General features: G+C 64.8%; 13 protein-coding genes. 8 read left to right on the top strand and 5 right to left on the bottom strand.

Going from position 1 to position 13,367, the window contains the following annotated elements:
* The first annotated feature begins 78 nt into the window (after positions 1-78).
* The 6 genes from IGX34_RS02135 to IGX34_RS02110 all read left to right on the top strand — a co-directional run bounded on the left by IGX34_RS02135 (position 79) and on the right by IGX34_RS02110 (position 5,516).
* Entirely contained in the window at positions 79-666 is a 588-nt protein-coding gene (locus IGX34_RS02135; protein ID WP_192554008.1) for a class I SAM-dependent methyltransferase, read from the top strand.
* Entirely contained in the window at positions 647-1,273 is a 627-nt protein-coding gene (locus IGX34_RS02130) for an alpha-ketoglutarate-dependent dioxygenase AlkB family protein (RefSeq protein WP_192554007.1), read from the top strand. The genes IGX34_RS02135 and IGX34_RS02130 overlap by 20 nt, the downstream gene beginning before the upstream one ends.
* Before the next feature lie 93 nt (positions 1,274-1,366).
* On the top strand, positions 1,367-2,467 hold the full coding sequence (gene gcvT, locus IGX34_RS02125) for a glycine cleavage system aminomethyltransferase GcvT (RefSeq protein WP_192554006.1): 1,101 nt from the start codon (positions 1,367-1,369) through the stop codon (positions 2,465-2,467).
* Positions 2,468-2,623: 156 nt separating this feature from the next.
* Positions 2,624-3,025 (top strand): glycine cleavage system protein GcvH, encoded by a 402-nt coding sequence (gcvH, locus tag IGX34_RS02120; protein WP_192554005.1) that lies wholly within the window; start codon positions 2,624-2,626, stop codon positions 3,023-3,025.
* 576 nt (positions 3,026-3,601) lie between these two features.
* Positions 3,602-4,141, top strand: a complete 540-nt coding sequence (metJ, locus tag IGX34_RS22460; RefSeq protein WP_192554004.1) for a met regulon transcriptional regulator MetJ — start codon at positions 3,602-3,604, stop codon at positions 4,139-4,141.
* A 316-nt stretch (positions 4,142-4,457) separates the two neighbouring features.
* Positions 4,458-5,516, top strand: coding sequence for an energy transducer TonB (locus tag IGX34_RS02110; protein WP_192554003.1), 1,059 nt, complete (start codon positions 4,458-4,460; stop codon positions 5,514-5,516).
* Positions 5,517-5,597: 81 nt separating this feature from the next.
* On the opposite strand, the gene IGX34_RS02105 is transcribed toward IGX34_RS02110, so the two are convergent.
* Positions 5,598-6,911: a serine hydrolase domain-containing protein gene (locus IGX34_RS02105; protein WP_192554002.1), complete on the bottom strand. Its 1,314-nt coding sequence runs from the start codon at positions 6,909-6,911 to the stop codon at positions 5,598-5,600.
* A 131-nt stretch (positions 6,912-7,042) separates the two neighbouring features.
* Positions 7,043-8,665, bottom strand: coding sequence for a GMC family oxidoreductase (locus IGX34_RS02100; protein ID WP_192554001.1), 1,623 nt, complete (start codon positions 8,663-8,665; stop codon positions 7,043-7,045).
* Positions 8,666-8,785: 120 nt separating this feature from the next.
* Here IGX34_RS02100 and IGX34_RS02095 point away from each other — a divergent pair, with 120 nt between their 5' ends.
* Positions 8,786-10,045, top strand: a complete 1,260-nt coding sequence (locus IGX34_RS02095; protein WP_192554493.1) for an NTP/NDP exchange transporter — start codon at positions 8,786-8,788, stop codon at positions 10,043-10,045.
* 19 nt (positions 10,046-10,064) lie between these two features.
* Here IGX34_RS02095 and IGX34_RS02090 read toward each other — a convergent pair whose 3' ends face one another.
* The 3 genes from IGX34_RS02090 to mtgA form a co-directional block, all read right to left on the bottom strand.
* Positions 10,065-10,493, bottom strand: a complete 429-nt coding sequence (locus tag IGX34_RS02090) for a CBS domain-containing protein (protein WP_192554000.1) — start codon at positions 10,491-10,493, stop codon at positions 10,065-10,067.
* A 44-nt stretch (positions 10,494-10,537) separates the two neighbouring features.
* Entirely contained in the window at positions 10,538-11,506 is a 969-nt protein-coding gene (locus IGX34_RS02085; protein WP_192553999.1) for a glycosyltransferase family 2 protein, read from the bottom strand.
* A 67-nt stretch (positions 11,507-11,573) separates the two neighbouring features.
* Positions 11,574-12,320 (bottom strand): monofunctional biosynthetic peptidoglycan transglycosylase, encoded by a 747-nt coding sequence (mtgA, locus tag IGX34_RS02080; RefSeq protein ID WP_192553998.1) that lies wholly within the window; start codon positions 12,318-12,320, stop codon positions 11,574-11,576.
* A gap of 115 nt (positions 12,321-12,435) precedes the next feature.
* Here mtgA and hslO point away from each other — a divergent pair, with 115 nt between their 5' ends.
* Positions 12,436-13,329 (top strand): Hsp33 family molecular chaperone HslO, encoded by an 894-nt coding sequence (gene hslO / locus IGX34_RS02075; protein WP_192553997.1) that lies wholly within the window; start codon positions 12,436-12,438, stop codon positions 13,327-13,329.
* Positions 13,330-13,367 lie beyond the last annotated feature (38 nt).

The raw sequence follows: 13,367 nt of genomic DNA, 5'->3' as shown, positions 1-13,367 counted from the left end.
CTGAGCGGATCGGGGCTGACAACATTTTGTTACACCTGCCCCGCTAAAGTGGGGAGACCTAGCTAGGCCGCCGTCCCCATGCCTGCCAATGCGCAACAACTCACGTTTTTTCGCGAGTGGATCAAGCATCCGCTGCAGATGGCATCGATCCTGCCGTCCGGACGGCCGCTGGCACGCATGATGGTGTCCGCCATGCCGACCGATGCGCGTTGCGTGATCGAGCTTGGCGCCGGCACCGGCGTGATTACCGAAGCCCTGTTGCATCACGGCGTTTCGCCGGCCCAGCTGCTGGTGCTGGAAATGAATGCGACCTTGCACGGCATCCTGCGGCGGCGTTTCCCGCAGGCGCAGGTGTTGTGCGCAGATGCGCGTCACGTCAACGAACTGGCGCAACGCACGGGCGTGTTGGCGCCGGCTGGCGCCGATGCCATTCTCAGCAGCCTCGGGCTGCTGGCGATGCCGCCGGCCCTGCAACGCGACATCGTGGCTGCCGCGCTGGCGGTGCTGCGCCCGGGTGGCGTGTTTGTGCAGTACACCTACGGCTGGCGCAGTCCGATGCATCCCGAGGTGCAGCAGCAATTGGGATTGCACTGCCGCCGTGTCGGCATGGTGTGGCGCAATCTGCCGCCGGCGAACGTATACGTCTATGTTCGTGACGGCCGATGAGGCATGCGGCTGGCAGCCACTGCCACTGAGCGATGCCGAGGTACGTTACGCCGCTGTCTGGCTGGATCCGTCTGAGGCCGATGAGCTGCTCGCGCAGCTGCTGCACGAAATTGCCTGGGAACGCCATCGCCTGCACATGTTCGGGCGTGAGCTCGATGCGCCACGATTGAGCTGCTGGATCGGCGATGCCGGTGCGGTGTACACGTATTCGCGCAGCCGTTTCGAGCCGCGTCCCTGGACCGATGCGCTGCGCTCCTTGCGTGCGCGGGTGGAGGATGCCTGTGGCGCGCGCTTCAACAGCGTACTGGCCAATCTCTATCGCAATGGCCAGGACTCGATGGGCTGGCATAGCGACGACGAAGCGGAGCTGGGGCCGCAACCGGTGATTGCCTCGGTGAGCCTGGGGGCGGAACGCCGCTTCCGGCTGCGCCGCAAATCGCCGCGCGGCGTGCGCGCGATGCCGCAGGGCCTGGCTTTGGCGCATGGCAGCCTGCTGTGCATGGCGGGTGATACCCAGCGCAACTACCAGCACGATCTGCCCAAGGCATCGGGCCTGTCCGACGCACGCGTAAATCTCACTTTCCGCTTTATCCATACGCCGGCGTAACGCCGGGCATGACGCCCTGCACCTTGGATTGCCGCGATAGCGTGGGGATAATGCCGGGCTTCTTCCCCTTTCTTATCCCGCGCAGGCTATGCAATGACCGAGAAGACCGTACTAAACGCCACGCACCGCGAGCTGGGTGCCCGCATGGTCGATTTTGGCGGCTGGGACATGCCGATCAGCTACGGCTCGCAGCTCGAAGAGCACCACGTGGTGCGCCGCGATGCGGGCATGTTCGACGTGTCGCACATGACGGTGGTGGATTTGCATGGCGCCAAGGTGCGGGATTTCCTGCGCCACCTGCTGGCCAACAGCGTCGACAAGCTGAAGGTGCAGGGCAAGGCGCTGTACACCTGCATGTTGAACGAGCAGGGCGGGGTGATCGACGACCTGATCGTGTATTTCCTGGGCGATGAATTCTTCCGCCTGGTGGTGAATGCCGCCACCCGCGCCAAGGACCTGGCCTGGATCGAGCAACAGGCGCAGGCGTTCGGCGTGGCGGTGCAGGAGCGTCCGGACTTCGCGATGGTCGCCGTGCAGGGTCCGAATGCGCGCGCCAAGGTGATCGGCCTGCTGCATGAAGTGGATCGTGCCCGCATCGAAAAGCTGAGGCGCTTCGCGGCAGCCGCGGCGCAGGGGCCGCATGGCGTGCCGTTGTTCATCGCGCGCACCGGCTACACCGGCGAGGACGGTTTCGAAATTCTGGTGCCGCAAGACCAGGCCGTCACCTTGTGGAAGGAACTGGCCGCGGTCGGCGTCGCGCCGTGCGGACTGGGTGCGCGCGACACGCTGCGCCTGGAGGCCGGCATGAATCTCTATGGCCAGGACATGGATGAAAACGTGACGCCGTGGGAAGCCGGCCTGGCCTGGACCATTGCCCTGGACGAAGGCCGCGACTTCATCGGCCGCAAGGCGCTCGAACAGCAGAAGGCGGCGGGCGTGCCGCGTGTGCTGATCGGCCTGGTGCTGGACGACAAGGGCGTGCTGCGGCACGGCCAGAAAGTGCTGACCGATCGCGGCGAGGGGGAAATTCTCTCGGGCGGCTTCGCGCCCACACTGAACAAGTCGGTGGCTTTTGCGCGGGTGCCTGCCGATGCGACGGTCGAACTGCGCGTGGATATCCGCGGCCGCGAAGTGCCGGTGCGCCAGGTGAAGTTTCCCTTCGTGCGCGATGGCAAGCCCTGCGAAGGTATCTGACGGTTTGTCCGTCCCTGCCATGCCGTCTGCGACGTGCATGGCGGGGCGGAACTGTCCCTGGCAATGTCCCCACGGCTGTGGGTATGGAGCTGCCGCGGAAGCGGTTAGAATCCACGCCTCCACCCTGATCGAAACCAACGACGACTGGACCTGACCATGAGCTCGAGCGAGATTCCCGGCGATCTGAAATTCCTCAAGTCCCACGAGTGGGCCCGTGTCGAAGACAACGGCCTCATCCGCGTGGGTATCTCCAACCACGCACAGGAGCAGCTGGGCGACCTGGTCTACGTGGAGCTGCCGGAGATCGGCGCCAGCGTGCAGGCCGGTACCGGCGCCGCCACGGTCGAGTCGGTCAAGGCCGCTTCCGACATCTATTCCCCGGTATCGGGCGAGGTGGTGGAAGTGAACGAGATCCTCGGCGACAAGCCCGAGACGATCAATGAAGACGCCTACGGCGAAGGTTGGCTGTTCGTGGTCAAGGCCAGCGACCGTGCCGAACTGGACGAACTGCTCAACGCCGACGACTACGCCGAGCTGATCGAGCACGAAGACGACTGATCGCGCGATCGGTTGCTTCCGCTGACGGCCGCCTAGGCGGCCGTCAGCGTTTCCGCGGCACGTTCTGTTTCCGCGGCATCGCACGAACGGATGGTGCGATCGACGCGGGCAAGACATCCCAGGCACGTGTTCGCAACACGCCGGCGCGGTACCGCCCGGCGACGCATCCAGGGTGAGCGACGAGGGTGTTCGGGGGTGTGCGGAGACATTTCGGCAGTTCCGGGACGGGTTCCAGTCCGAATTCGTTCATGCTCCGGATGACCTCCCTCGGACGACCGAAAAGGCGCTGTGTCGCCGGCGCCGGCAAGCCTGCCGCGGGTGCATTGGATGTATCAGCGTGAATGAGAAAAATTACAATTTTTAGCTTGTTTTTGGCTTTTTCGGGCAATGTGCAAAGTCGTTTCCATGCGCAATCAATTAGCTGTCCAAATGCATTTTGGTGATTGGAATTAACCCTTGGAACTGTCGTCCTTCAGCCGATGGCGGAATCGAAGAGATTGATTTCATGACGAAAATTTATTGACAGTTGAAATGTTCAGGAATAGCTTTCGCACCATATAACGGGGAACGGCACCAATGGTGGCATCGAAATTCATAAAGCCATACGTAGATCACGGCGAAAAAGCCGGCGCGGTGAGAAAGATCACTGTTTCCATCCCAATGCACGTTCTGCGACTGCTGTCGGATCTGCGCACTTACCGACAGGTCAACAATTTAAGGCACGCCACGAACAGCGATTTGCTGGTTGAGGCGTTCCTACATGCTTTTACTGGGCAACCACTGCCAACTGATGAGGAGCTGAGACGAACTATGGCCACTGCCAAGAAAACTGTTAGGAAATCGGCTAAGAAAGCCGCCAAGAAGACCACCCGCAAGACTGCCGCCAAGCGGCCGGTCGCCAAGAAGGCCACCGCCAAGAAGCGCACTGTGCGCAAGACTGCCAAGAAGGCTGCCACCAAGCGCGTAGGCGCGAAGAAGGCGACTGCCAAGCGCGTTGCCAAGAAGACTGCAACCAAGAAGGCTGCCCGCAAGCGCACCGCAAAGCGCGCTACCCGCAAGACCGCGGCTGCCGCCAAGGTGGTGAAGGCCACCAAGACTGCAAAAGCCAAGAAGTAAGCACAACAACAACTAGCTTGAATCGATTTGTCTCCCTGCGACGCCCAGCGCGGGGAGGTGTCTCGAAAGCGTTTCGTCCCGGCTTCTGGCCGGGACGCTTCATTTTGGGGTCCGTAAAAAACTGCCCGGCCCCTTTCTTCGCCCTGCCGCGCGTTAGCGCAAACCGGGGCGCCGCACCGTGAAGCGCCGCGCATTTGCCGTGCCGCTGCAATCGGGTTACCTTTCCCCCATCCGCGCCGCGGCGAACTGGGGTAGCCGCTCCTGGATAACAGGGGGGAAGCGCGGGTATCTGATGCCACGCAGTTAGTGAGAGATCATGGATACCCGAAATAGTCGTCATGCGCGCTCGCGTGCGCGCGGGGCTGTCAAGCCCGTAACCATTGCCGTATTGGCCATCATCGTGGGCCTGGCGGTGCTGTCCTGGATTTTCATCATCAAGCCGCACGAGGACCTCGTGGGCACCGATGGCGGCGGTCATCCGTCCACGCCGGTGACGCAGGGGCCGCAGGCGGCCGCGCCGGTGAACGTGGAAACGCTCAGCCTCAATGACCTGCTGGCCGAAGCCCGCAAGGCGATGAACCAGCAGCGCGTGATTTCCCCGGCCGGCAACAATGCCTTCGAGTTCTATCTGAAGGTGCTGCAAAAGCAGCCCGGCAACCAGACCGCCGCCGATGCGCTGCGCGAAACCTTTCCGTTCGCGGCCAGCAACGTCGAGCAGGTGATCAACCAGCGCGACTTCAACGAAGCGCAGCGCGAGATCGATCTGCTGGCCAAGGTGGATCCGACCAATTACACGCTGACCATCCTGCGCTCCAAGCTCGATGCGCAGCGCAAGACGCTGGACCAGGAGCAGCAGAAGCAGCTCGACCAGCAGCGTCTGGCCGATCTTGCCGCGCAGAAGGCCGCGTCGGACAAAGCTGCCGCCGATCAGGCGGCGGTGCAGAAGGCGGCGGCCGACAAGGCTGCAGCGGCACAGGCCGCGTTGCTGGCGCAGCAGGAGAAGGCCAAGGAAGAAGAGGCGGCCAAGGAGCGGGTGGCGTCGGCCAGCGCGGCGCCGAGCACCAACACCGGCAGTGCCAGCGTCGGCGGTGGCGATACACGCGAAGCGATTCCGATTTCCACCATTCGCCCGCGCTACCCGTCGACCGCGCTGCGCAACAGCCAGGAAGGCTGGGTGGACGTGCAGTACACCGTCAATGTGGATGGCAGCGTGAGCAATATCAGCGTGGTGAGCGCCGAGCCGCGCCATGTGTTCGACAGCGCTGCTGTCGATGCCCTGCGCCGCGCCAAGTTCTCGCCAGCACTGCACGACGGTGCGGCGGTAGCGTCCCAGCAGCAGAAGCGGATCGAGTTCAAGCTCTCCAGCTCGCAATAAGCGGGCGGGTCGCTCAAGCAAAAAGGCGCAGCCGCGATGGCTGCGCCTTTTTCGTTTCCGCCGATGCCGCTGCGCTGCGGATCAGCCCTGGCGACGATGCTTGTGATGCGGCCTGCCGGGTGTGGCCGGATTGGCGGGCGCATCGCCTTCCACCCCGGCCCAGTCCACATGCGGCAGGCCCAGCATGCTGTCGAACACCATCGGCATCAGGTCGGTGCCGATCGCGCCGGGCGAGTTCCACATCGACACCATACCGACGTGGTACTTGGGAAAGAAGGCGATCATGGTGCGATAGCCTTCCACTTCGCCGGCATGGAAGATCAGCGTTTCGCCGGCGTAGGTGAACACGCGCCAGCCCAGCGCATAGCTGGCTGAGGTGAGCCGGGCACGGCGCCAGGGCGCCGCATGCATTTCGCTGGGCGTGGGTACGCCGGGCGTATGCAGATAGTCGAGCAGAGTTTGCGGCAGCACGTCCGGGCGCCCGCCCATCTGCGCGATCAGCCACTGCTCCATGTCATGCAGGCTGGCGTTGACGCCCGCCGCCGGTGCTACGCGGTAATAGGCTTCCTTGGGATCGAACGACATCCAGCCATGCGCGCCGTGCGGGCGGTGCGGGCGCGCCCAGCTCTTGCTGCTTTCCAGCGCGTCGCGGCCATAGCTGGCCGAATTCATGCCGAGCGGAAAGAACAGGCGCTTGTCCACCTGGTGATAGAAAAAATCCCCGGTCTCGGCATAGATCAGGTCGCCGATCAGGCTGAAGGCGACATTCTGGTAGCCATAGCACTCGCCGACGTTGCAGGTGAGCGTGACTTCGTCGAGCCGGCGCACCAGTTCCTCGTAGGGGACGTTGTCTTCCAGCAGCGCATCGTAGGTGTTGTGCGGCAGGCCGAGCCGCTGTCCGAGGATGTCCCTCACCGTGGCTTCGCCGGATGCCTGCGCATCTTTCAACTGAAAGAACGGCAGTACGTCGGCCAGCTTGGTGTTCCAGCTGAAACGGCCATCATCGATCAACAGCCCGGTCACGGCGGTGGCGAAGGCCTTGGACAGCGAGGCGAGGCGGAACACCGTATCGGCGGTGATCGGTGCTTGCGTGGAAGCGTCGGCGTAGCCGATCTCGCGCTCGAACGCCACCTTGTTGTCCACCACCACGGCCGTGGCCAGGCCGGCCACCTCGTTGCGCTGGGCGACCACGTCCAGCCAGTGGGAATAGGCGTCCAGCGCGTTCTTGATGCGCTCCGGCGGAATGCTGGTGGCGCTGTCCAGATCGGTGGTGTCGTGCACCGTGGCCGGCCCATGGGCGGGCGCAGGCGCCGCACATGTCGTGGGTGTGGCGCTCAGCGCGGCGGTGATGCCGAGCACGCCGGCGATCAGCAAAGAAAGCTTACGAAACTGCATGCGACTCCGCGGTACTGGGGGCGTGGGGCCTGCCCGGGTTCACGTGGCTGGCGGGAGGAGACCGTCCATGGGAGTGAACGGTCGATTGTCCTGTACTTCGGAGCCGCTCACAACGCTGTCCGCACAGGGTGCTATGGACCTTCCGTGGAGGCCAATGTTCCGACCGGAGGCTGGTGCTGCGCCAGCAGCAGCGCCGCGGCCCGTTCAGCGATCATGATGGTGGGCGCATTGGTATTGCCGCTGGGCAGCGTGGGCATCACCGAGGCGTCCACCACCCGCAGGCCGTCGACGCCGTGCACGCGCAGCTCGCTATCCACCACGGCGCGCTCGTCGCGGCCCATGCGGCAGGTGCCGGCCGGGTGATAAATGGTCTCGGCCTTGCGCCGGATGAATTGCTCCCACTCGCCATCCGTGCGCGGCTCGGTTTCCGGATAGACCGGGCGGCCGCGATACGGATCGAAGGCAGGCTGCGCGAGAATCTCGCGCGAGAGCTTTGCCGCTTCGATCATTCGCGCCAGATCATGGCCGGCCGGATCGCTGAGGTAATGGGCATGGATGGCGATCGGCGCCATCGGATCGGCCGTACGCAAACGCAGCCGGCCGCGGCTATGCGGATGCAGATAGCAGGCATGCAAGGTGTAGCCGATGCCCGGCAGGCGATGGCGGCCGTGATCGTCGAGCAGCGCCGGTACGAAGTGGAACTGGATGTCGCAGCGCGCGTTCTCGGCCAGCCGGCTGCGCACGAAGCCGCCGGATTCGGCCACGTTGGAAGTGCCCGGGCCGTCGCGATGGCGCAGATAGCGCCAGCCCGCGGCCAGTTCGTTGAGGTGGTCGTAGGTGATGTCCTGCGTGCAGCTCACCAGGCTGCAGATGTCCAGATGATCGTGCAGGTTCTCGCCCACGCCGGGCAGGTCGAGCAGTGGCGCAATGCCGGATTCGCGCAAATGATCGGCTGGCCCGATCCCGGACAGCATCAGCAATTGCGGCGAGTTGATCGCACCGGCGGCAAGCACGATCTCGCCGGCGTGAATGATTTCGCGCCCGCGCGCGTGCTGCAGCTCCACCGCGGTGGCGCGTCCTCGCTCGATCCGTATCCGCGCGACCGGCGCGTGCGTGCGTACCTCCAGGTTGGCGCGCTTGCGTGCGCAACGCAGGAACGCAGTCGCCGTCGAGCAGCGGGCGCCGTCGCGCTGGGTGACCTGATAAAAGCCGAAGCCGGCCTGGTCTGGGCCGTTGAAGTCCGCGTTGCGGCCGAAGCCTGCGCTGGCGCCGGCGTCGATCAGCATCGCGGAAAGCGGATTGTGATAACGCAGGTCGGCGACACCAAGCAGGCCGCCATTGGCATGCCAGGCGCTGGCGCCACGCGTATTGTCTTCGCTGTGCAGAAACCACGGCAGCACCTGCGGCCACGACCAGCGCGCGTCGTCGGTGGCGGCCGCCCAGCTGTCGTAGTCCGCCGGCACGCCGCGCACGTAGCACATCGCATTGATCGAGCTGGAACCGCCCAGGGTCTTGCCACGCGGCCACCACAGCCGGCGTCCCTGCAGCGCTGCCTCCGGTTCGGTGTGATAGTTCCAATTCAACTGGCGGTTGTTGGCCAGCCGCGCAATGCCGGCCGGCATATGGATCAGGGGATGCCAATCGGCGCCGCCGGCTTCGAGCAGCAGCACGCGTGTGGTGGGGTCGGCGCTGAGGCGATGGGCCAGTACGCATCCGGCCGAGCCGGCGCCGACGATCACATAGTCGTACTCCATGTCACCCCCGAGTTTTTGTGCTGCGCTGCAACTGGCGCGTGCTAGTCTTGCCGCGCCCCACGCTGGAAGCTGCCAGTGAGCTTGCCAATCCCCGACGCTGCACGCAAAGACAGCACCCCCATGGTGGCTGCGCTGGCGTTTTTCTTCGTGCTGACGGCGTATTACATCGTACGTCCCGTACGCGACCAGTTGGGCGGCGCGGTGGGTTCCGCCCAGCTGCCGCTGTTCTATGCCGCGACTTTCCTGGCCATGCTGGTGCTGACGCCGATTTTCGGCGCGCTGGTGGCGCGGTTCCGGCGCCGGCGCCTGCTGGGCTGGAGCTACAGCTTCTTCATGCTCTGCCTGATCGCCTTCATACCGGCGTTCCTGGCGCAGGATCGCATCGGCGCGCGCGCACTCGGCGTGGTGTTCTTTATCTGGGTCAGCGTGTTCAACCTGTTCGTGGTGTCGCTGTTCTGGAGCTTCATGGCGGACGTATTTGACAGCCACCGGGCGCGCGAGGTATTTCCGCTGATTGCACTCGGCGGCATGGCCGGTGCGATCTTCGGCCCGGCTTTGACCAGCTCGCTGGTGGCGCTGATCGGCGTGGCGCCCTTGCTGCTGGTCTCGGCGGTCATGCTCGGCATCGCGCTGCTGCTCCTGCTGCAGATGTCGGCCAGTCATGCGCAAGGCAGTGCGGCGGAGCAGCCGGTGGGCGGCTCGCTGTGGGCCGGCATCAGGGAACTATGGTCGCGGCCGTTCCTGCGCTACATGGCGATCCTGATGCTGCTGGGCGACGGTGTGGGCACGCTGGCCTATGCGCTGGTCGCCGACTACGCCAAGGTCCATTTGACTTCGGCGCCGGTGCGTACCGCGTTCTACGCGCACATCGATCTGGCCGTGAACCTGCTTGGCGCGCTGTTGCAGCTGACCTGGTCGCGCTGGCTGCTGGTACGTCGCGGCATGAGCTGGGCGCTGGTGCTGCCGCAACTGGTGAATCTTGGCCTGCTGGTAATGGTGATGATCGGCGGCCACGCGCAGCTATCGCTGTTTGGCTACAGCGTGCCGCTACTGGCGCTGATGATGATCGGCACGCGCGGTTTCATGTACGGCATGACCAAGCCGGCCAGCGATGCGCTGTATACCCGGGTGCCGCGCGAGACGCGCTACAAGGGCAAGAATTTCGTGGAAACGGCGGTATGGCGTTTCGGCGATCTGGTAGTCACCAGCGGCGTCAGCGGCCTGGGCAAATGGGGTGTCGGCCTGGGCAGCATTGCCTTGATCGGGGTGGCGGCATCGTCGCTCGCCGCCTGGATCGCACGCCAGGCAGCCAGCGCGCCGGACCTGGCGCCGGAGCAAGACAGACCGAAAGCGGGAACCGGCAACGCAAGCCTCGCCTGAGGCGCCGTCCCGCGCTCGCTCAGCTGGCGATGTAGCGTTGCAGCTGGTCGATCTGCTCGGCCTGCGCGTTGATCACTTCCTTGACCAGGTCGCCGATCGAAATGACCCCGAGCACGCGGCCGTCCTGCACCACCGGCAGATGGCGCACGCGGCTATCGGTGCACATGCGCATGCAGTCGAATACATCGGTATCCGGCTCCACCGTAAGCACCGGACTGCTCATGATTTCCGATACAGCGGTTTGCGCGGAGGAACGTCCCTGCAGGATGACTTTGCGCGCGTAATCGCGTTCGGAAACGATGCCCACCAGTTGCTCGCCGCGGATCACCAGCAAGGCGCCGACACATCGCTCGGCCATGTGCTTGATTGCTTCCAGTACAGGTGCTTCCGGCGCGACCGCGAAGATGTCGGTGCCTTTAATTGCCAGCAAGTGCTTGACCTGACGCATGCCAAACCTCCCGAGCGGCCGCAGCATGGCCGCGTGGGGACAGTTTAGTCCTGCAACGTTGCTTCGGTGTGAAGCGGCGTGCGGGCGCCGGGCCGGTGTTCTTCCTCGATGAAATAAAGCGGCCGCTGCTTGCTCTCGTTGTAGTTGCGGCCGATGTATTCGCCGATCACGCCGATCGCCAGCAGCTGAATGCCGCCCAGGAACAGCACCACCACCATCAGGCTCGGATAGCCCGGCACCGGATCGCCGTGCAGCAGCGCCTTCACCAGCACTTTCACCGCGAGCAGGAACGCCAGCACCGCCGCGGCCAGGCCGGTCCAGGTGGCCAGCTTCAACGGTGCGCTGGAAAACGAGGTGATGCCTTCGATCGCAAACTGGGTCAGGCGCCAGTAATTCCACTTGGTGGCGCCGGCCAGGCGCGGATCGCGCATGTACTTGATCGAGGTCTGGCGGTAACCGATCCAGGCGAACAAGCCTTTCATAAAGCGCTGCCGCTCGCGTAACTGGCCGAGCGCGGCCAGCGCGCGGCGCGAAAGCAGCCGGAAGTCACCGGTATCGCGCGGCACCGCCACGTCCGACATCATTTCCATGGTGCGGTAGAACGCGGCGGCGGTGAAACGCTTGAGACCGGTTTCGCCGGCCCGTGCGCTGCGCGTGGCGTATACCACGTCGTAGCCGGCCTGCCATTGCTCGACCAGTTGCGGAATCAGCTCGGGCGGATCCTGCAGGTCGGCATCGATCACCACCGCGGCATCGGCATCCACATGGTCGAGCCCCGCCGTGAGCGCCACTTCCTTGCCGAAATTGCGCGAAAGTTTCAGCGTGCCGACACGCGGATCCGACGCCGCCAGCGACTGCATGATCGACCAGGTGTCGTCGCGGCTGCCGTCGTCCACATACATCACGTCGCAGGCCAGCGGCAGCTGATCGAGCACCTTGGACAGGCGCGCGTGAAATGCCGTCAGCACGGCTGATTCGTTGTAGGCGGGAACAACTACCGTAAGTCGCGGCATGCCAGGAATCCGAAAGGAGTGCGCGGAATGCTAGCGAAGTGCGGCGGCCGCGGCGAGATGCGGCGCTTCAGCGACGGCGTCCGCGTGCGGTATCGCGCGGTGCTTGCGTGCTGTCCAGGTAGGCCGGGCCGCCGAGCTGGCTCATCTGCTGCTCGATCCAGCGGCTGCGCTCCATGACGTAGGCGCTGGGGCGGTCGACATGGAAGCGATCCGGGCTGGGCAATACCGCGGCCAGGCGTGCGGCCTGTGCCGGTCCGAGCTGGGCCGGCGACTGACGGAAAAACGCGTCGCTGGCAGCGCCGACCCCGTAAATGCCGTCACCGAGCTGGGCGATGTTGGCGTATACCTCCAGGATCCGGCGCTTCGGCCAGGTGATTTCCAGCAGCACCGTGAAATACGCCTCCAGCCCCTTGCGCACGAAACTGCGCCCGTTCCACAGGAACAGGTTCTTGGCCGTCTGCTGGCTGATCGTGCTGGCCCCGCGCAGGCGCCGGCCATCGTCGGCGGCATCGATGGCGTTCTGGATCGAATCAAAATCGAAGCCGTGGTGGAACGGGAATTTCTGGTCTTCCCCGGCCACCATCGCCAGCGGTACCCAGGGCGACATGCGCGACCACGGCACCCAGCGATGCTGCAGGTGAAAATCCTTTTCGCCGTGGAGCAGCGCAGCGAGCTGGCGCTCCATCATCACTGCCGAGGTCCAGGGCGGCACGAAGCGCAGCACCAGCACCACGAACCAGCTCAGGGCGATCCATGACAGGACCACGATGCCGGCGTAACGCAGCAGGCGGCGGAATGGAGGAAGATGCGACATGGCCCACCGTATGCAAAAGCCCGCCGGATTATAGGCGCTGGCCCCTTGTCGACCATTGTCCGATCCCTGGTGAGCCCCCATTTCCCCACGCTTGAGCTTTTGCGAGGTGATCCACGTGGAAACCGTGCTTGTCGAAGATGTGTTGCACCGCTTTTTGCTTGAGCGCGCCGGCGTTCGGGGCGTTATCGTGCGGCTGGGGCCGGCCTGGCGCGAAGTGGCCGGGCGGGCGGAATACCCGGCGCCGCTGCAGGAGCTGCTGGGCCAGTCGTTGGCGGCCAGTGCACTGCTGACCGGCAACATCAAGCTGGACGGGGCGCTGTCGGTCGAATTGAAGAGCGCGGGCGCGCTGCGCCTGCTGTTCACGGAATGCTCCGATACCGGACGCCTGCGCGGCCTTGCGCGCTGGAACGGCGAGCTGCCCGAACAGCTGTCGTTGAAGGACCTGCCCAGCGCGGTGATGGCCATCACCATTGGTCATGCCGAACGCGGTCAGCGCTATCAGGGCCTGGTCGACCTGGGCCATGCCGAACTGGCTGGCTCGCTGGAGAACTACTTCCGGCAATCCGAACAGTTGCCGGCGCGCATCGTGCTGGCGGCCAACGATCAGCACGCCGTCGGTCTGATGCTGCAGAAACTGCCAGGCGAAGGCGGCCGCGATGCGGTACGGGACGACGACGCCTGGCCGCGCATCGAGCTTCTCACCGCGACCCTGGGCAGCGAGGAGCTGCTGGCCACGCCGCCCGAACAACTGCTGTATCGCCTCTACCACGAAGAAACCGTACGGCTGTTCCAGCCCCGGCCGCTGGCCTTCGGCTGCAGCTGCTCGCGTGAGCGCGTGGAGGCCATGCTGCGCTCGCTGGGGCGCGAGGAAATCGAGGCGACGCTGGAATCGCAGCATGGCACCATCGAAGTGACCTGCGAATTTTGCGCGCGCACCTACACCTTCGACCGCGTCGATGCCGAGCATCTGCTCAGCGGCGGCACCACCAGCAGCTCTACCGTGCAGTAAACGCGCCGCCTGGGTTCGGCCCAGGCGCCCCGCGCGGC

The sequence above is a fragment of the Dyella acidiphila genome (assembly GCF_014863405.1).
Taxonomy (GTDB): Bacteria; Pseudomonadota; Gammaproteobacteria; order Xanthomonadales; family Rhodanobacteraceae; genus Dyella_B; species Dyella_B acidiphila.
This window is presented reverse-complemented; position numbering and strand designations above follow the sequence as displayed.